This window comes from Okeania hirsuta (assembly GCF_003838195.1).
GTDB lineage: Bacteria > Cyanobacteriota > Cyanobacteriia > Cyanobacteriales > Microcoleaceae > Okeania > Okeania hirsuta.
Window position 1 is genome coordinate 1 of sequence record NZ_RCBY01000151.1, and the last position, 19,343, is coordinate 19,343.

A 19,343-nucleotide genomic window follows, 5' to 3' on the forward strand; every position below is an offset into this window, starting at 1 on the left:
ATATCTACAGGAAATGATGGTTTTTTCTTGCGAGGGTAGCCTTCTTCCCTCTTCCCTCTTTCTTCTTCCTTCTTCCTTCTTCCTTCTTCCTTACCTTTGCTATACAAGACCGATGCTACCGGACATGATATAATAGGTTAATTACCATGAATTTTATTAAAGTTGGTAGGGATGCAAAAAGTTTAACAGGAGCGATCGCTGCTTATATAAGTTTTTTCTCAATTGTCATTGTCACCCCTACTCTTGCTCAAACTCCCATAGGAGAATTACAACGTGGTGACAATGCGATTATTTCCGGGCAAGTCATAGGAATTTCGGGTGATGAATTTATGCTTGATGATGGCACAGGACAAATTTTAGTTGATACTGACGATCGGGAACTCACAAACTTATCAGTGGGAGAGCAAGTAACAGTAGTAGGAGAGTACGACGATGATGATTTTGATGCTTATTCTATTACTCGCCAAGATGGAAGTGTAATTAATATTCGGTCAGATGATGACTATGATGATGATGACGACGATGACGATGATGATAACTAATAGACATCTGGTAAAAATCAAAAATCAAATCAATTCTCACACATAAATTATCAATTATTTCCCCTCCGGTGGAGGGGGAGGGGCGAGGGGTGGGTTCCCTACTGCCTACAGCAAAGCTGCCTACTCACTCTTTTGGTGGAGATGTCTAATATAGAATCCGGTTATATAGTATATGTTTATAACTATACTTCAAGCCTTCAATCCCCCCTATTCCCCTCCACCGGAGGGTTAGGGGTGGGTTGGGTTAGGGGTGGGTCTCCTACTCTCACAACTATATAAAAAATATTCAACCGGATTTGATATAAGATATTATATACATAGGACGGTAGTCCTGCATGGGTTTTGGTGAAGATATATATTTTTTAATTTCTCCCATACTCCCCTCCACGGTCGGGGTTAGGGGTGGGTCGCCATCTCCCCACACTCTCTCTACCATTACTATGCACCACCACCCATAGGACTTACCTAGAAACCGGGTTGATCCACGAAATTTCTTGAATGAAAATAAATCCGGTTTTATCCTGATTTCTGACTCCTCAAACTCTATTTAGTCTTTTGCCAATCTTCCAACGCTGCAATAATATCATGTCCGGTTGAACAGTTATAAATAAACGACGAAGGAGTCAGGTAGGGGAGCCGTCGGATTGGCGACGTATAGCAGTCAGGAGTCAGGAGAGAAGAAAGGAGAAGAGAAAGAGAAAGTTTTTTTACCAGTAATTATCGGGATTTATATAATAACCTAAGAAAATTAGAAAAATGACGACTGCTTTCAAAAATCTTAACAATTATTATAAGCGAAGAAGGAAGAAAGCGTTTATTTATTTAGGAGAGAAGAAACAATCTGGCGTTGTCTGAATTTTACAGCGCTTTTGCCGATCTCTGACCTCACGTCACAACAAAAATCCTGTAGGGCAAATGGCCATTTGCCCCTACTGTGGTCTACTTTTCAATTAATAAAGACAAAATTGCATAAGTAACTGTAGCTGAGAAATATCTTTACTCCAAGAAACACTGGAGTTATAAATAAATAACTATAAAACCTATGTTGTCCGATCGCTCAAACTCGCAAGTCAAAATGAGTAAATCAGATGTCCATGGAAAGTGCTTAACATCTTTTCAGCGTAAACTTCTAGAAAAAAATCTACCAGTAGGGGCAAATGGCCATTTGCCCCTACTGTGGTCTACTTTTTCCAATTAAAAAGACAAAATTGCATAAGTAACTGTAGCTGAGAAATATCTTTACTCCAAGAAACACTGGAGTTATAAATAAATAACTATAAAACCTATGTTGTCCGATCGCTCAAACTCGCAAGTCAAAATGAGTAAATCAGATGTCCATGGAAAGTGCTTAACATCTTTTCAGCGTAAACTTCTAGAAAAAAATCTACCAGTAGGGGCAAATGGCCATTTGCCCCTACTGTGGTCTACTTTTTCCAATTAAAAAGACAAAATTGCATAAGTAACTGTAGCTGAGAAATATCTTTACTCCAAGAAACACTGGAGTTATAAATAAATAACTATAAAACCTATGTTGTCCGATCGCTCAAACTCGCAAGTCAAAATGAGTAAATCAGATGTCCATGGAAAGTGCTTAACATCTTTTCAGCGTAAACTTCTAGAAAAAAATCTAGATGATAAGTTGTCGTGGCAATATCGCCAGAGAATAGAAATCATGCTACTAGCAGATGAAGGCAAAAGCCAAAGTCAAATCTGTAAAGCTATAGGTTGTTCTCCTGGTACCGCTAGACATTGGATACTTGTTGCTAAATCTGGTCAAGCTCACCAATGGAACAATCATCCCATAGGTCGCCCCCAAGAAGTTAACGAAGAATATTTAGAACGCTTGAAAGAGTTAGTAACTAATAGTCCCAAGGAATTTGGTTATGTATTCCAGCGGTGGACTGCTAATTGGTTAGGTAAACATTTAGCAAAAGAATTTGGCATACAATTGAGCGATCGCCATATTAACCGCTTACTCAAACAAATGGGTTTATCGACCAGACCAAAACCAACGAAAGCTGAAGAAATGTCTGGTCAAGATGTTAATGGGAAAAATATTGTGATTCGCGATCTGAACTCAGACCAAAATCTTATACGAGGGAACAGGGAACAGCGGTGCGACCCCGCGTCGGCGACAGACGCAAGGGAACGCGCACCAAGAGAGGGAACAGGGAACAGGGAACAGGAGGGAAAAGATTTCCCTGTCTGGTTTCATCATCAGTCTACGTTCTAAGGGTCTTAGCGGTTGCTATAACCCGTCCCTGAAAATATTAAGTTTCCACACTTTTAATAACTAATAGTAAATAAAATTTTGAGTTATGGTTCAAAATGCATCTACTCCTGCTTTGACTCAGGGGCAGCTTACTGATGTCTTGGGATATCAACTTTCACAAAAAGAAATAGAAAATTGCTTTAAAACTACAGAATACTTAACACCAAAAGTCGGTCTATTTTGGGAAACAGCAGATGCTCAACCAGGAATATATATTGTAACTGTGGGCAAAGTTAGACTATTGGATAGTCAGGGAGAATTAATTACTACCCTCAATGCAGGAGCTTCATTTGGGGAATCTACTCTATTTCCTAATCATTCCTTTCAACCCTACTCAGCAAGAGCATCAGTAAACCTCAAACTTTCCTATCTCCCTGGAGAAACTCTTCTTCCACTAATTCAAAAACACCCGGAAATCCGAGAACATCTTCATCAAGTTGCTCTCAAACTCGATTCTCTACAAAAAAAAGGTGAGCCAGAAACTGCCCATTCCTCTGATGAAAATCTGCCAGAAGCGAACATAACTGAATATCGGCAACCAGAGGTAAAACCACAAAAAACCATTAACAAAGCTTATTTCCCTAGTCCCACCCAACGAGTAGGTCATCTCTGGCAGCGCATTACCAGACGCTATCCCTTCTTTGCTCAACAAAGCGGTTCTGACTGTGGTGCCGCTTGTTTAGTTATGGTGGCTCGTTACTGGGGCAAAAATTTCAGCGTCAACCGGGTGCGAGATATTGCTAACGTAGACCGTAATGGTGCTTCACTGCGAGGATTATCTGCAGCAGCAGAAAGTATCGGATATTCCACCAGACCAGTAAAAGCAAGTCTTGACCAACTAGCTAAACAAAAATTACCAGCGATCGCTCACTGGGAAGGTAAACATTATGTAGTGGTCTATGAAATTACCTCTAAACAGGTGATTATTGCTGACCCTGCTATTGGTCAACGCCATCTCACTTACCCAGAATTTAAAGACTGTTGGACTGGTTACACCCTACTCCTACAACCTACTGCTTTAATCAAACAACTCAAAAATTCCACTACTCCTTTCTGGCAATTCTTTGAGTTGGTCAGTCCTCATGGACAAGTGCTACTGGAAGTATTTATCACTTCTCTACTAATTCAGATATTTGGATTAATTACACCTCTATTTACTCAACTACTACTAGACCGGGTAGTTGTTCAAGGTAGCACTCTAACTCTAACCGCAGTGGGATTAGGTTTAGTCATCTTTGGTTTATTCAGGGTGGCAATGACTGGTTTGCGACAATATCTGCTCGACCACACTGCTAATAAAGTACATTTGGCAATGATTGTGGGGTTTATTCGTCACACATTCCGACTACCCATGAGTTTTTTCGAGTCTCGTTATGTGGGGGATATTATTGCTCGGGTTCAAGAAAATCGGAAAATTGAGAATTTCCTCACTGGGGAAGCTCTTTCTATTGTGTTGGACTTGCTGACAGTTTTCATTTATTTAGGACTAATGTTCTGGTATAGTTGGAAAATGGCTTTACTAGCATTGGTTATTGTGCCACCGTTTTTTTTATTAGCACTTATTGCCACACCTTTCCTACAAAAAATCTCTAGAGAAATATTTGCTGCTCTAGCTGAAGAAAGTAGTTATCTGATTCAATCCCTGACTGGTGTAAGTACTGTCAAGTCTCTAGCAGTTGAGCAAACAGTACGCTGGCGATGGGAGGAATTTCTGAATAAGTCAATTAGAAAAAACTTTTCTGGACAGGTGATTAGCAACCGACTGCTTTAATCAAACAACTCAAAAATTCCACTACTCCTTTCTGGCAATTCTTTGAGTTGGTCAGTCCTCATGGACAAGTGCTACTGGAAGTATTTATCACTTCTCTACTAATTCAGATATTTGGATTAATTACACCTCTATTTACTCAACTACTACTAGACCGGGTAGTTGTTCAAGGTAGCACTCTAACTCTAACCGCAGTGGGATTAGGTTTAGTCATCTTTGGTTTATTCAGGGTGGCAATGACTGGTTTGCGACAATATCTGCTCGACCACACTGCTAATAAAGTACATTTGGCAATGATTGTGGGGTTTATTCGTCACACATTCCGACTACCCATGAGTTTTTTCGAGTCTCGTTATGTGGGGGATATTATTGCTCGGGTTCAAGAAAATCGGAAAATTGAGAATTTCCTCACTGGGGAAGCTCTTTCTATTGTGTTGGACTTGCTGACAGTTTTCATTTATTTAGGACTAATGTTCTGGTATAGTTGGAAAATGGCTTTACTAGCATTGGTTATTGTGCCACCGTTTTTTTTATTAGCACTTATTGCCACACCTTTCCTACAAAAAATCTCTAGAGAAATATTTGCTGCTCTAGCTGAAGAAAGTAGTTATCTGATTCAATCCCTGACTGGTGTAAGTACTGTCAAGTCTCTAGCAGTTGAGCAAACAGTACGCTGGCGATGGGAGGAATTTCTGAATAAGTCAATTAGAAAAAACTTTTCTGGACAGGTGATTAGCAACCGACTGCAAATATTCAGTTTAACTATTGAATCGTTGGTAACGACGGGTTTACTCTGGTTTGGAGCATGGTTGGTTATTCAAGGGGAGTTAACTATTGGACAGTTGGTGGCTTTTAATATGTTGATTGGCACTGTGATTAGTCCTTTTCAGCGACTGACGGTTTTGTGGAATCAATTACAGGAGGTAATTATTGCGGTGGAGCGCATTAATGATGTGATTGATACTGAACCAGAGGAAGATTTACAATCAGAAGGGCGTCAGTATTTGGTAGAGTTACAGGGTAATATTATTTTTGATAATGTGACTTTCCGTTACCACCCAGAAAGCGATATTAATGTTTTGGAAAATTTGAGTTTTGAGGTAAAAGCGGGACAAACTGTGGCTTTAGTGGGGCGTTCTGGGTCTGGGAAAACAACGATTTCTAAGTTGGTTTTGGGGTTATATCCGCCTACTGATGGTAAAATTTTGATTGATGGTTATGATATAACGACGATTTCGTTGCCATCCGTGCGCAACAAAGTAGGTGTGGTTGACCAGGATACTTTTTTATTTGGTGGCACTATTCGGGAAAATCTGACTATTGCTCATCCCTCTGCAACTCTTGAGGATATTGTAGGAGCAGCAAAGTTAGCTGGTGCTGATGAATTTATTCAAAGGTTGCCGATGGGTTATGAAACTCAGATTGGCGAAGGTGGGGGTTTGTTGTCTGGTGGTCAACGGCAAAGATTAGCGATCGCTCGTGCTTTGTTGGGAAATCCTCGTTTATTGGTTTTTGATGAGGCGACTTCTCATTTGGATGTTGAGTCGGAGCGTATTATTCAGACAAATTTGAATAGTATTCTCCAGGGTCGCACTACGTTAATTATTGCTCACCGTTTATCTACTGTGAGAAAAGCTGATGTAATTTTAGTGTTGGATAGGGGGGTGTTAATTGAGCAGGGAAATCATGAAGAATTGATGGCGAAACGGGGACATTATTATTATCTGAATCGCCAACAATTGGAAAGTTAAAATTTCAAATTCAAAAGTCAAAATTCAAAAGTCAAAAGTAAGATGTTAGGGTTTCAAATGAAAAGTCAAAAGTAGTAGGTTGGGTTAAGCGATAGCGCAACCCAACAACCGTAAGTATTTGTTGGATTTTGTTCCTGATGTATCTGTTGGGTTTGGGTTCCTCAACCCAACCGACAAAGGGCAAAATCCAACAACCGTAAGTATTTGTTGGATTTTGTTCCTGATGTATCTGTTGGGTTTGGGTTCCTCAACCCAACCGACAAAGGGCAAAATCCAACAACCGTAAGTATTTGTTGGATTTTGTTCCTGATGTATCTGTTGGGTTTGGGTTCCTCAACCCAACCGACAAAGGGCAAAATGTATCTGTTGGGTTTGGGTTCCTCAACCCAACCGACAAAGGGCAAAATGTATATGTTGGGTTTCGTTCCTCAACCCAACCTACAAAGTCCCCTCCTATTCCCTATATTTAACAAAAAACACAATTATTAGGAAAATTATGCCACAACAATTCAACGTAACTGCAGAATCAAACGGTCATAAACCTTTAGAGACTGACTTAATAAAACTAGAAAAAAGTAGTAGGTTGGGTTAAGCGATAGCGCAACCCAACAACCTTCATTAATTGATAATGGATAATTGATAATTACCTCTGGTTAAAACCGTTCTTGATTAAATATAAGGAAATATTATTTCTTTTTTTTCCCCTTAAAAGGGGAGGCTTCAAGGCGCGAATTATTTAATTATTAATTATTAATTATTCGGTAAGTGTGTGTTGGGTTTCGGTTCCTCAACCAAACCTACAAAGTTCTAACAACTGATAATTAATAACTGATAAAAATCATGCCACAACAATTCAATTTAACTGTAGAATCAAACGGTCATAAACCTTTAGACACTGACTTAGTAACACTAGAAAAAAGTTTAAATAACTCCAAAATTTCTGAGCCAGAAATGACAAAACTAGATACAAAAAAATCTGTTGATGATTGGTCTTTTGCTACTAAAGAATTATTAGATGCTTTACCCCAACGTTGGACCCGAGGATTACTATATCTTTTAATAATATTTGTAGCGATCGCTCTTCCCTGGGGAATGTTTTCTAGAGTAGATGAAACTGGTACTGCTAGAGGGCGTTTAGAACCTCAAGGTGGTACTCTTAAACAAGAGTTAAATTTAACTTTTACGGCTGCAACAGTATATACACAAACGGCAAAAGTTGAAAAAGTTTATGTTAAAGAAGGAGACAAAATTGAAGCTGGAGATATTTTAATAGAATTAGAATCTCGCCCTATTCGCGACCGACTTGCTCAACTTAATATTCAACTGCAAAGTCAACAAAATAGACTCAGTAAAATTGAACAACAAAAAAGTCAATTAGAAATAGAACTTCGTACTCAAGAACGACAAAATCAATCCCAAACATTAGAAAAAGTAGCTCAGGTAGAGCAAGCACGACGCAACTTTCACTCTCTGAATACGACCTATAATTTACAGGAAGAAGAAAAGCTAGCTCAAGTTCATCAAGCAGAACAAAATCTTGCAGCTCTGAGAAGAACATTAAATTTACAAAGAGAAGAAAAATTAGCTCAAGTTCATCAAGCACAACAAAATCTTGAAGCTCTTAGAAGAACGTTAAATTTACAAAGAGAAGAAAAATTAGCACAAGTTCATCAAGCACAACAAAATTTAGAAGCTGCTAGAAGAATATTAAATTTACAAAGGGAAGAAAAATCAGCTCAAGTTAATCAAGCAAAACAGCAGTTAGAAGATAGTAATACTGCTTATAAATTATCAGAAATTCGCTGGCAAAAAGCCCTCAGAGAAGTTGAACGTTATCGTAATCTTTGGGAGCAAGGTGCAGTGACAGAAATTCAGGTAGTTGAAAAGGAAGATATAGGAGAAGAAAGACAAAGAATATGGGAACAAAGTCAAGCAGACCGGGAACAAGCAAAACTAAGAATAGAAGAGCAAGAAGGTAGTTACGACCGGGTTATTCATCAAGCAGAAGCAGATATTGAGCAAGCAGAATTACGTTTAGCAGAACAAAAAGGTAGTTATCAAAGAACTATTAATCAAGCTGAGGCAGATATTGAGCAAGCAGAGTTACGTTTAGCAGAGCAAAAAGGTAGTTATGAAAGAATTATTAATCAAGCAGACGCTGATATTAAACAAGCTGAATTACGTTTAACAGAACAAAAGAGTAGTTATGAAAGAACAATTAATCAAGCAAAAGCAGATATTGAGCAAGCAGAATTACGTTTAACAGAACAAGAAAATAGTTCTCAAACAATTACTCATTCTGGAGATATTGCCATGTCAAAAATCAAAGAACAACTTAAGAATATGGATAGTCAAATTATTAGCGCTCAGGGTGAAATTTCTCAGACAAAAAAAGAGATTGATTCTTTAAATTTTGAATTGGAGCAACGAGTAGTTAGAGCGCAACAAGGAGGTACTATTTTTAATTTGCCCATTGAAGGAGTGGGAGATGTCGTGCAACAAGGAGAAATGATTGTAGAAGTATCACCACAAGGTAAAAATCTTTTTTTGAAGGCAGAAATGGCAACTTCAGAAAGTGGTTCATTAAAGAAAGGAATGGAGGTCAAAATGAAATTTGACGCTTATCCTTTTCAGGATTATGGTGTAGTAGAGGGAACATTAAAAAAGATTTCTCCTACTTCACAAATGCAGGAAACTCCTCAGGGGAATATAGCAATTTATGAGTTAGAAATTGAATTGAATCAGACTTGTATTCCCAGTGCTAATGAGTGTATTGCTTTGCGTCCTGGAGATACAGCAACGGCAGAAGTTGTTGTGCGTCAGCGGCGTCTGATTGATTTTGTTCTTGATCCGTTTAAAAAATTACAAAAAGGAGGTTTAGAGTTGTAGAGGTTGAGATTATTTTGTATCTGGTTTTAATGTTTTGAACTGTAATTCTAGCACTGGAGAAATTAGGAATTGTCATTGTTGCTTTGCCAAAATCTAGTTTTTGACCAGTGGGAGCATCCTCCTCCCTTGGTGAAAACATTCTGTCTCTTTCCATTACAGAGACGCTCACATTACACATTACTTAGAAGTCATCTAAAGATGGCTCTTGATACTCATTTGTTTTAATTAATAGGAAAAAAATCATGTCACAAGGTATCACTATTACAACTGAAGATATTCTGCAACAAGTTAAACTATCTCTAAAAACCTCTGAGATTATAGAAGGAATCATTACCCGTAAAGTAATAGCAAATGGGATAAAAGAGGCTGAAATCAAGCTAGAAGTTGAAGAATTGCAAGAAATGGCCGACAAATACCGAAAAATGTATAAACTTCTTAGTACAGAGGATACCTGGGCTTGGATGAAACAAAATAATCTGTCTTTAGACGATTTTGAAGAAGTGGTTTACAATCATGGCTTGTCTACAAAATTAGCTATTCATCTGTTTGCAGATAAGATTGAGCCATACTTTTATGAACATCAATTAGATTATGCTGGGGTGGTGGTGTATGAAGTAGTCTTGGATGATGAAGATTTAGCGATGGAATTATTCTATGCGATTCAAGAAGGAGAAACGAGTTTCTATGATGTAGCCCATCAATACATTGAGAATAAAGAGTTACGTCGTAAAGGAGGATATCGAGGAATATTATATCGTAAGGACTTGAAACCAGAAATTTCTGCGGCTGTTTTTGCAGCCAAACCTCCCCAGATGATTAAACCTATTGTGACTTCTAAGGGAGTACATTTAGTTTTTGTAGAGGAAATTATTGAACGGCAATTGGATAATTGGCTTCGTAATAAAATTGCTGCCGATCTATTTGATGAATGGATAAATAGAGCGGTTACTCAATTCAAATCTCTTACCAATATTCAGATTGGTGAACTCACTGCCAAAAATGCTTCTTAAATAAGAAACAATTATCAAAAAATAGTTCCCTAACAATCTAGGGAACTATTTTTTTTCTGAATAAATCTATGCGATAAATCTGACTTTCTTACTATCTATAGCTGTTCAATTGAACAGCTATAGAATTTTGTGAGAAAGATATTAAACCTGACAAAATTAGTTATTGGATCTTGTGGATATAAATCAGACTCTACTACTTTCTACAGGTTTTAGTCAGCAGTTAACTCCCAAAGCAAATTGTAGTCCTGATCAAATGGACATACCATCCACCTAATGTATTCGTCATTTCTTGCTCATTCAAATCATGGAGATAGCTTTCAGAATCTAAGAACAAGTCAGCACCAGTAGGATGTAAATCAGAGATGTTAATATTAGCCATTTTTCAGTTGATCCTTAAGTAAAATTAGTTGTTGTTGATTTGGAATTAGACTTGCTTTTGTCTCTTTCCATTTATATTATTGCCTAACCTTTCCTATAAATGCAAGGGTTTTAACAACTTAAAACTACATCTAACTAACACAATTATGTCTCTATTTTTAGAGAAATAATCGTCTATATTGAGTAAAAACTAGCTAAAAGAAAGTTAATTTAATCTAAGCAGATAATTATTGAAGAAATAACTAACACAATTATGTCTTTTTTGATTTTCTGATGGTATTGAACCACAATAAAAGGCACAAAAAAATAGCCCCAGTTGATGGGGCTGAACTGAAAAGTTATTATTCAAATAGTTTATAGTTTAGGTTGTACGGAAAAAAACCAAAAGATATAAGTTTTTGTTGGGTTTTGAAGAACACTTAACCCAACCGACAGATACAGTCTTTTGACTGAAGTAAGGACGTGATTGACTCGTGAATTTCTGAAATTATTAATTATCTATCGCTTCTATCAAAAGGTTTTGCTACCTGTTTAATTACTTCTGAGGAAGTATAGTTACTTGAAATCACTTGGGGGCAACGCATACAAGCTGCTTTGCCTTCTTGTTTCCACCATCGACAGTTGGTACGTATGGAACAGGGTGGTAGTTGCTCAACTACAGTGGGCAAATTTTCTACAACTTGCATTGCCAACCGACAATTTGCTCCATCAAAATGTTGACACTTTTTCTCTGCACAGGGAGCTGTAGTTCTAAACACTTCTGTTGGTGTCACCGAACCAGATAAAGCCATTACTTCCTCGGTGACAGGTAGTGGTTGCTTGAGATAAGCTAGACGAGGTTTGTCTACAGTTCCACTGATAATCCCAAATACTTGACTATCTTGCATTTCTGGTCGCGCACTAGGGCAAAGAGTTGTCTTGTTGTTAGTAACATTTTCCATTGAAGGTGCCTCTAGGGAACAATATTAAGCAAATGCTTTTTTACTACTTAATTACAATTTGATTACAATTGTTGGTTATTATCTGAAGTGTATTCTTATTAAATCTCTCCAGAAGTTACATAAACCTTTTCTTAAACTGTTGTAGGGAGGTTCCATGAAACCTCTCTACATTATTTTATCTATTAGAAGTCGAAGGTTATTCCTAGAAATGGAACACGAAAAATAATACCACCTAAAACTTCTGCTGCTTCTTCTTCAGAGAGTTCCGAAATAAAGTTATTGCGACGTGCTTGAGCGTTGGCAATAGCTTCGGTCATTAGTTCAGAATTTAATTCTGTAATCTTGATATTAGCCATTTTAACTTTCCTCATTAATTGTTGATTTGGTATCAGACTTGCTTTTGTCTCTTTCTATTTATATTATTGCCAGAATTTTATTCTATTTACCATAGCTTGAACAACTTAAAATTGCATATAACTAACACAATTATGTCTCGATTTTCAGATAAATAATTATTGCTATTGATCAAAAAAGAATTAAAAAACATTTAATTTGATATAAATAGATAATTATTGAACAAATAAATAAGATGATTAAGTCTTTTTTGATTTTCTGATGGTAATGATAAACCTGTAGGGACGTTGCATGCAACGTCCCTACTTTTTGGTCTACTCAAATGAAAAGTACTGTAACTGAAAAATTATTAAAAATAGTGTAGGTTGTGTTGAGGAACGAAACCCAACATATATAGGACTCACGCAGTACAACCTATTTTCGTCATTGCGACCAACAAAGTTTGCGGAGCATTCCGGAATGGAAAGCAATCTCAAATCCTAGTTTTTCGTACCTCATGCGTAAGTCCTGACATATAAGTAATTAGCCTGGTCTAAAAGTTAATCTTTATAAGTTACTGTTGGGTTCGCTATCGCTTAACCCAACCTACAGGGACTATAATTTCCTATAAATATCCTCGGAATTAGCATTCAAATAAGGACGCTGCAAATCAATCCCTAATAAAGAAAACTGTTCCAAAATCGCCCTCATTTTTCCCTCTGTCGAATTATCCCCCTGTTGCCAAGCTGTCAATAATCCATTTGCTATAATCTGACACCTATTCATACCAAAACTTTCCTGACTAGCAAATTTTTTGTCTGGTTCTTCAGCTAATCCTAAACCAGGTGCCAACTCCATCGTAAATAAAGGTATTTCTGATTGAAAATAGGATTTATTCTCTCCATAAACATCCGACAAAACTTGCCTCACTAAATCATAATCACCCTTATCAAAATAAAGCACCCCAGAATCGTAGCGCTCATAATCAGCAGGATTATACAAGACTTTAAAACTGAAAGGAACAGCAACCTGATTTAATTTCTCTGTCAAACTACCCATGACTGCTACTGCACCTTCAGGAGTAACATTAAAATAAACTCGCACTGTTCCAGATTGACTTTCCGACTCTACCTTACTCTGAGTACCCAAATTGCCAACCGCCATATAGAAACCATTTTGCACCAAATTCTTAGGCATCAGAATCGCTACCGAATCCCCTACAACAGCAGCTTTATGAGATTCTTGAAGATGCTTTTCTCGTTCAATATGTAGTCGCAAACCATTCTTAGTAACAGCTAAAGTACCATCGGTTTCCTCTCTCAAAACCGACCAACCAGAATCAAAATACCCCTCCCCCCTATTACTTTCATCTAACTGAAGATAAAATTCCATTTCTACCCCAAGAAAAGTATTATTCTCCAAATCTAATGGGCGACTATTTTCCTCACTATCCAATGCTAGGGAAGTTTGCATCGAACCATTGTAATAGATACCATAGAGAAAACTACGCAATTGTAGACTCAGATATTTATCCCGCATTTGTGTTGGTAAAGCTTGAAAACGAGCAACTACCTCAGCAGGCAAATCTAAAGGTTTGTACTCAGGATGACGAATACAAAAATCAGAGGAAATTTCTACCCTCTCAACAATGTCTGATAAAACTTCTGTTAATCGTCCAGTTACTCCAGTAGGGAAGTGATGGGATGGAAACTCAAGTAATTGCATAATTTTTAAACCTCGTTTTTTTAAGGAAGAAGGAAGAAGGAAGAAGGAAGAAGGAAAGAAGGAAGGAAGGAAGGAAGGAAGGAAGGAAGGAAGAAGTATGATTGTAGTGGATTGATACTTATGCAATGGTGCGTTACGACGGATTGCTGAATCCTTTTCATACTCTAAATTTAAGCTGTATCACACACTCTACTGACTCTGATACTTATGCAATGGTGCGTTACGACGTATTGCTGAATCCTTTTCATACTCTGAGTTTAAGCAGTCTAACTGAGCGTACTGAATTCTGAATTCTGACTCCTGAATACTTCTTCAATAGCAACACCAAAAATTGTAGACATTGATGAGTCTGGGCGACATAATAATGCTTTGGCAACCTGAAGCATAGCAATACCGGTATTATTAAAAGTCTTTTGATATTGAACCATTGACAAAATTCCTGTCATCAAACCCCAACCCGCAAACTGTACTACTCGCCTCAAAAAATCTGGACGATATTCCACAATTTCTGGGAAAGTGTCAAAATAAGCTAGAGCTAAAGCAGCAATAGAAGGTTGAAGTAATTCTAGAGGTGTAGTGGCAAGTTTGAGAGATTCTTCAATGGAGAGAGAATTACTAATAACCAAACTACCCAACCACATTTGCAGATAGCTGCCGATCGCTGTTCCCAAATCAAAAGCAGGGTCTCCCCAACTAGACCTCTCCCAATCAATCAACCGCACAATATTCCCACTAGAATTTTCCCACTCTTGAGCAACTAGACCTCTCCCAATCAATCAACCGCACAATATTCCCACTAGAATTTTCCCACTCTTGAGCAACGAGAATATTATTTAGTTTCAGGTCATTGTGAGTCAGACAAGTGGGAGATAAAGTCTCGCGAAGTTGAGCGATCGCTTGCCCTAAACTGTCATATCGTTGATAAAGGGTAAAAAATCTCAACCCATCTACAGGAGCGATACCAAAAATTTCTGGCCCTATCCTTTCAAGACTCTGCACCAAAAGTGGTGATACTTCAGGTTTAGCACGAACAACTTCACTAGCAAAGAACTCCCGATAATTTTTCTGATTCCAAGTATCGCGGTGAACCGTCGCCAAATAACTACCGATTTCAGCAGCAACTTTTGTAGGGAAGTTGTTTTCCTTGGAATAGAAATCACTTAAATCCCGATAACTATCCAGGTAAGTAGAGACCATAATAGATTTCTCGGCGTCGTAATGTAACAACTCTGGTAGAAAGAGACGCCAATGGTCAAGTTCGGGAAATGTCCGTAAAAATTTTTGGATTCGCCATTCCCCAAACAATTCACCTGCAGTTTCTCCTTGAGAATTATATTGTTCTTGTTTAACAAGTAGTTTTCGACCATCTGGCAAAGTCACTAATAAATTAAAATTTTTAGCAGTAATTCGCTCAATATTACTCTGAGATGTCTGCGAGGGATATTGCTCCGCTTCCTGTAGCGAATCGCATAAACCATTTTCTACTAAATAGTCATAGACATTTTGAGAGTTTAAAACAAATTTCATTTAAACTAACCTCTCATTAAGTTATAAATTATCAGTCAGTATCTAACTACTTAATACTGTCAAAATTTGAGTAAACTGACAAGAATTTTACTCAAATAAAACAGATATAACTAACACAATTATGTCTTTAACTTCGAGTGAGGGCAAATGGCATTCTCCCCTAAATATGGCGTTTTAAAGGTTAATTTCGTCAGTCCTGACTATATTCCTATTTGGGTGCATCTCAATGCGTGAATAAAGCCAAAAAATTATCGCTTTTAGGGAACACCGGAGCTGGGAACAGGGAACAGGGAATATATATATAGTAAAAAAAGTATTTTTGCAAATATGAGATTCACCCTCCTATTTTTTATAAAATCGCTAGTATTTTGAGATAAAAAAAAGACATAACTGCTAAAATTATGTCTTTTTGAGCGATCGGCCATATTCTGACATAACTTCTACAATTATGTCTTTTTTTTAGCTATTGCTGATGTTGAAAATAATTGACAAGTTACTATCCAGAAAACAAACTATCTAATTCACAATAATCAGGTTAATTTGTATTAATAACTCCACCATTTATTAATACCACTCTATCATGTTGAGACCGTGATAAAAGTTCGCTAAAATTTCTACCTTTAAAGAGAATTAAAATACTAATATCTACCTAATTATAATACTGTAGTGGACTGTTTCACCTAAAATAGTGCATTAGATTTGCCATTGTAGCTAGAGCAGGACTTACGCAAAGACACTGTGTATAGAGTCCAGTAACTATTGGACAATAGTTATGAGTACTATATATAGCGTATCTGCGTAAGTCCTATAGAGGAAGTTATCTCTTAAAAATTTCCTATTGCAACATTTAAGATGAAACAGTCCAGTAGGTTGGGTTGACGTTCGCGTAAGCGTTGCGGAGCAAAGGAAACCCAACAAAGATAGGTATCTGTCTCAAGTTTGTAGTAGACTGACACGCCTAAAAATGTAGGTTGGGTTGAACGGCAGTGAAACCCAACAAAACCTTACTAATGTTGGGTTTATCCTAACGGATAAGCTCCGCTAACGTCCCTCAACCCAACCTACACTTATTGCACCATTTTAGCTGTGTCAGTCCAGTAGTAGACTGAGACTTATTCAATGGTGCATTAGATTCAATTCAAAAGTCAAAAGTCATGCATTCAAAAGTAAGAATTTCAAGTTAAAAGCTAATGCACAGTTTTAGCTGTGGAGCGTCTACTACTAGGACTATTTGTGTTGGGTTTCCTACGTCAACCCAACCTACATCTGTCAAAATTCAATTGTTTAGCAGTGGGAGCATCTTGCTCCCGTAAATTTTCCTCCTATTACTCCCGTAAATTTTCCTCCTATTCAAATAAACTATCTAATTCACAATAATCGGGTAAAGTTGTATCAATAATTTGACCATTTCTCAAAACAACTCTGTCATGTTGAGGTCGTGATAAAAGTTCGCTAAAATTCCTACCTTTAAACAGAATTAAATCCGCAGGTAATCCAATTCCAATTCTGCCAATATTAGGTAAACCAATTAAATCCGCAGGAGTCTTAGTAACAGCACAAGGCCAATCCCCATAAGGCATATCTAAATGAGCAATTCTCACTGACATATTAAACACTTCCAAAACATCATGGTCGCCAAATCCAAAAAAAGGGTCGCGACAATTATCACTCGCCACAGCAACAGAAATTCCCTCTTTTTTCAACTCATGTAATAAAGTAACTCCCCGCCATCTCGGAGTATGATTATTTTGCCTATTCTGGAGATAAAGATTACACATTGGCAGACTAACAATACTAATACCAGCTTCCTTAACTAACTTGAGAGTTGCTGTTACTTGTTCCAGAGTTTGTACCGCCAAACTACAACAATGTCCGCAAATAATTTTGCCAGAAAATTGATGACTAATTGCCTTCTCAGCAACTTTGTATAAAACTCTAGAATTAGGGTCTCCATTTTCATCCGTATGTAAGTCTAAATCTAATTGACGTTCTTTCGCCAGACTAAATAACCTCTCCAATTGATTATCCAAGTCTGAATTCATGTATAAAACTGCTCCTAATATTCCACCAATATCAAGAGTTTTATCAGCTAATTTTTCTCCAGCTTCAATAAGATAATAATCCCCACTAACCAAAGAAACAGGTTGTAATATTAATCTACCTTCCCACTCTTTTTGTAATGTTTGAAATACCTCCAAACCAATATTTACCTGTTCACCAAAACAGACAAGATGAGTCCGAATAGCTTTTGTACCATGAGCATAACTGCATTTCAAACCAAATTCCATCCGACGATAAATATCTTCAGCATTCCAATATTTTTCCGCATCCCTAGCACCCGCATCCAAAGCACCATTAAAACTACCATCTGAGTTAGGCGATCGCATCCAGATATGACCTTTATCTAGATGGGTGTGCATATCCACAAAACACGGCCAAACCTGGCCACCTTTGAGGTCTATAGTAGGAATATTCTCAGTTTCCGGAGAGGGCAAATGTGTTAAGGAGTAGACGACTTGTATAATAACTCCTTCATTAATTTCGATATCCACCAGTGATAAACCCTCCCTAGTTTGACTAGGTATGTCAAAATCAGTTTCTAGAAGACATACAGGTATGTGAGCATTTTTTAGCCAATAGTGAGAAATATCATAAATTACAGAAAATTGTTGATTATTCATAATATCTAAATAATATAGCGCTAGGGATATAGGGAACAGGGAATAGCAAACTGTAAAAGGGTTTTAGGATTGAAAAATGTCCGCGCCCAATTCTTGTAGTGCTATATTTGATTTGTGCCAAATTAATTTAATCAGGACTTACGCAAAATAGGTAATTATACACCATTTGTAGGGGTTAACGGCTGTTAACCCCTACCAAGAGAGGTGGTTATGCGTAAGTCCTGTTAATACTGCACTTTGAGCTGGAAGTTGTAAATATGAGCACTCATTGCTATATAGCGAGGGCAAATACCATTCGCCCCTACAGATGATGGTTTAAAAGTCAATTTGCGTAAGTCCTGTACTTAAAACTTTTGACTTTTGACTTTTGACTTTTGACTTTTGAAAACTTTTGACTTTTAACTTGAGCGATAACTGCTGTCTCCATGGCAAAATTAATGTTGAGAACAAGATCAGCAAAAGGATTAATCTACAATGATGAGTGAATCTAGATTACAAACTGCATTAGAAAATGGCCAAGCTCTAAAAATTATTAGTGGTTTGACTAATTTTGATACAAACAGAGTAGCAGCAACTGTCAAAGCTGCCACCCTCGGTGGTGCAACCTACGTTGATATTGCTGCCGATCCTAATTTAGTGAGAATGGCGCGCAGTTTAACTAACTTGCCCATCTGTGTTTCTGCCATCGAACCCACTAGATTTTTACCAGCAGTAGAAGCAGGAGCTAATTTGATTGAAATTGGTAACTACGATCCTTTCTACGCCAAAGGTATACGCTTTGAAGCGGAGGAAGTATTGCAGTTAACTCAACAAACTCGCGACCTGTTACCTAATATTACTCTTTCTGTAACTGTTCCCCATACTTTAGAACTAGACCGACAAGTACAACTAGCTACTGAGTTAGTAAAAGCTGGTGCTGATATTATTCAAACTGAGGGTGGTACCAGTGCTAAACCTGTTCATCCTGGAACATTAGGGTTAATTGAAAAAGCGGCTCCTACTCTAGCAGCAGCTTATGAAATTTCTCGTGCTGTATCTGTACCTGTATTGTGTGCTTCCGGTATTTCTAATGTAACTGCTCCACTAGCTGTTGCTGCAGGTGCGGCAGGAGTTGGTGTGGGTTCTGCTATTAACCGCCTCAATGATGAAGTGGCGATGATAGCTGCGGTTCGTAGTTTGGTGGAAGCTTTGGCAAGTGTTCGTTATGTCAAAGTAGATGCAATGTCTGTTTAATTAGTTTTACCTAGTAGCTTGTCTAGCTTGAAAATGTGGGTAAATTTTAGAAAATATAGACCTCTCCCCCCTTTCCAAGAGGGGTTGGGGGGATCGTAGCGTTGGGTTTTACTCACAATTTTAGTTTAGACGAGCTACTAGAGAGTTTTCAGGTCAATGAACCACATTAAAAAATGATAACCCTGTAGGGATGTTGCATGCAACGTCCCTACTCAAATGAAAGCGCTATATGTCTGTAGAGTTTCGACTTAGTTAACAATTTGCGCAATTTATCGACATAATACGATAGTTCT

General features: G+C 37.7%; 15 protein-coding genes. 7 read left to right on the plus strand and 8 right to left on the minus strand.

The features are described 5' to 3' along the window. Positions 1-146 precede the first annotated feature (146 nt). Positions 147-542, plus strand: coding sequence for a DNA-binding protein (locus D5R40_RS21620; RefSeq protein ID WP_205127205.1), 396 nt, complete (start codon positions 147-149; stop codon positions 540-542). Between the two features lie 286 nt (positions 543-828). On the opposite strand, the gene D5R40_RS35785 is transcribed toward D5R40_RS21620, so the two are convergent. Beyond that, positions 829-978: a hypothetical protein gene (locus D5R40_RS35785; RefSeq protein WP_161564304.1), complete on the minus strand. Its 150-nt coding sequence runs from the start codon at positions 976-978 to the stop codon at positions 829-831. A gap of 1,125 nt (positions 979-2,103) precedes the next feature. Between D5R40_RS35785 and D5R40_RS21625 the strand changes: the two genes are divergently transcribed. From D5R40_RS21625 to D5R40_RS21645, 5 genes are all read left to right on the plus strand, one after another. Further along, entirely contained in the window at positions 2,104-2,775 is a 672-nt protein-coding gene (locus D5R40_RS21625) for a helix-turn-helix domain-containing protein (protein ID WP_240038756.1), read from the plus strand. 85 nt (positions 2,776-2,860) lie between these two features. Further along, positions 2,861-4,585, plus strand: a complete 1,725-nt coding sequence (locus D5R40_RS21630; RefSeq protein ID WP_124155190.1) for a peptidase domain-containing ABC transporter — start codon at positions 2,861-2,863, stop codon at positions 4,583-4,585. A 47-nt stretch (positions 4,586-4,632) separates the two neighbouring features. Continuing rightward, positions 4,633-6,333 (plus strand): peptidase domain-containing ABC transporter, encoded by a 1,701-nt coding sequence (locus tag D5R40_RS21635; RefSeq protein ID WP_240041633.1) that lies wholly within the window; start codon positions 4,633-4,635, stop codon positions 6,331-6,333. An 840-nt stretch (positions 6,334-7,173) separates the two neighbouring features. Then, on the plus strand, positions 7,174-9,222 hold the full coding sequence (locus D5R40_RS21640) for a beta-barrel domain-containing protein (protein WP_124155191.1): 2,049 nt from the start codon (positions 7,174-7,176) through the stop codon (positions 9,220-9,222). A gap of 242 nt (positions 9,223-9,464) precedes the next feature. Beyond that, positions 9,465-10,232 (plus strand): peptidylprolyl isomerase, encoded by a 768-nt coding sequence (locus D5R40_RS21645; protein ID WP_124155192.1) that lies wholly within the window; start codon positions 9,465-9,467, stop codon positions 10,230-10,232. Positions 10,233-10,452: 220 nt separating this feature from the next. On the opposite strand, the gene D5R40_RS37090 is transcribed toward D5R40_RS21645, so the two are convergent. The 7 genes from D5R40_RS37090 to D5R40_RS21670 all read right to left on the minus strand — a co-directional run bounded on the left by D5R40_RS37090 (position 10,453) and on the right by D5R40_RS21670 (position 17,817). Beyond that, entirely contained in the window at positions 10,453-10,611 is a 159-nt protein-coding gene (locus D5R40_RS37090) for a hypothetical protein (protein ID WP_192901300.1), read from the minus strand. A 493-nt stretch (positions 10,612-11,104) separates the two neighbouring features. After that, entirely contained in the window at positions 11,105-11,551 is a 447-nt protein-coding gene (locus tag D5R40_RS21650; RefSeq protein ID WP_124155193.1) for a nitrogen fixation protein, read from the minus strand. 182 nt (positions 11,552-11,733) lie between these two features. Then, positions 11,734-11,907, minus strand: a complete 174-nt coding sequence (locus D5R40_RS35790; protein WP_161565039.1) for a hypothetical protein — start codon at positions 11,905-11,907, stop codon at positions 11,734-11,736. Between the two features lie 592 nt (positions 11,908-12,499). Next, positions 12,500-13,609 (minus strand): T3SS effector HopA1 family protein, encoded by a 1,110-nt coding sequence (locus D5R40_RS21655; protein ID WP_124155194.1) that lies wholly within the window; start codon positions 13,607-13,609, stop codon positions 12,500-12,502. Between the two features lie 266 nt (positions 13,610-13,875). Further along, complete coding sequence (locus D5R40_RS21660) at positions 13,876-14,385, minus strand: phosphotransferase family protein (RefSeq protein WP_124155195.1); 510 nt, start codon at positions 14,383-14,385, stop codon at positions 13,876-13,878. After that, the gene (locus tag D5R40_RS21665; protein ID WP_124155196.1) at positions 14,342-15,136 is read right to left on the minus strand and encodes a phosphotransferase family protein; all 795 of its coding nucleotides are present in this window, start codon (positions 15,134-15,136) and stop codon (positions 14,342-14,344) included. The genes D5R40_RS21660 and D5R40_RS21665 overlap by 44 nt, the downstream gene beginning before the upstream one ends. 1,346 nt (positions 15,137-16,482) lie before the next feature. Then, the gene (locus D5R40_RS21670) at positions 16,483-17,817 is read right to left on the minus strand and encodes a cytosine deaminase (protein ID WP_124142957.1); all 1,335 of its coding nucleotides are present in this window, start codon (positions 17,815-17,817) and stop codon (positions 16,483-16,485) included. 474 nt (positions 17,818-18,291) lie between these two features. On the opposite strand from D5R40_RS21670, the gene D5R40_RS21675 reads away from it, so the two are divergent. Beyond that, positions 18,292-19,050 carry a DUF561 domain-containing protein gene (locus tag D5R40_RS21675; protein ID WP_124142956.1) on the plus strand — a complete coding sequence of 253 codons (759 nt, stop codon included), beginning with the start codon at positions 18,292-18,294 and terminating at the stop codon, positions 19,048-19,050. Positions 19,051-19,343 lie beyond the last annotated feature (293 nt).

Excerpts from the sequence above, each read along its gene's own strand:
- D5R40_RS21670 (WP_124142957.1), bottom strand. The coding sequence starts at position 17,817 with ATGAATAATCAACAATTTTCTGTAATTTATGATATTTCTCACTATTGG.
- D5R40_RS21645 (WP_124155192.1), top strand. The coding sequence starts at position 9,465 with ATGTCACAAGGTATCACTATTACAACTGAAGATATTCTGCAACAAGTT.
- D5R40_RS21625 (WP_240038756.1), top strand. The coding sequence starts at position 2,104 with ATGAGTAAATCAGATGTCCATGGAAAGTGCTTAACATCTTTTCAGCGT.
- D5R40_RS37090 (WP_192901300.1), bottom strand. The coding sequence starts at position 10,611 with ATGGCTAATATTAACATCTCTGATTTACATCCTACTGGTGCTGACTTG.
- D5R40_RS35790 (WP_161565039.1), bottom strand. The coding sequence starts at position 11,907 with ATGGCTAATATCAAGATTACAGAATTAAATTCTGAACTAATGACCGAA.
- D5R40_RS21640 (WP_124155191.1), top strand. The coding sequence starts at position 7,174 with ATGCCACAACAATTCAATTTAACTGTAGAATCAAACGGTCATAAACCT.
- D5R40_RS21665 (WP_124155196.1), bottom strand. The coding sequence starts at position 15,136 with ATGAAATTTGTTTTAAACTCTCAAAATGTCTATGACTATTTAGTAGAA.
- D5R40_RS21620 (WP_205127205.1), top strand. The coding sequence starts at position 147 with ATGAATTTTATTAAAGTTGGTAGGGATGCAAAAAGTTTAACAGGAGCG.
- D5R40_RS21675 (WP_124142956.1), top strand. The coding sequence starts at position 18,292 with ATGATGAGTGAATCTAGATTACAAACTGCATTAGAAAATGGCCAAGCT.
- D5R40_RS35785 (WP_161564304.1), bottom strand. The coding sequence starts at position 978 with ATGGTAGAGAGAGTGTGGGGAGATGGCGACCCACCCCTAACCCCGACC.
- D5R40_RS21650 (WP_124155193.1), bottom strand. The coding sequence starts at position 11,551 with ATGGAAAATGTTACTAACAACAAGACAACTCTTTGCCCTAGTGCGCGA.
- D5R40_RS21630 (WP_124155190.1), top strand. The coding sequence starts at position 2,861 with ATGGTTCAAAATGCATCTACTCCTGCTTTGACTCAGGGGCAGCTTACT.
- D5R40_RS21655 (WP_124155194.1), bottom strand. The coding sequence starts at position 13,609 with ATGCAATTACTTGAGTTTCCATCCCATCACTTCCCTACTGGAGTAACT.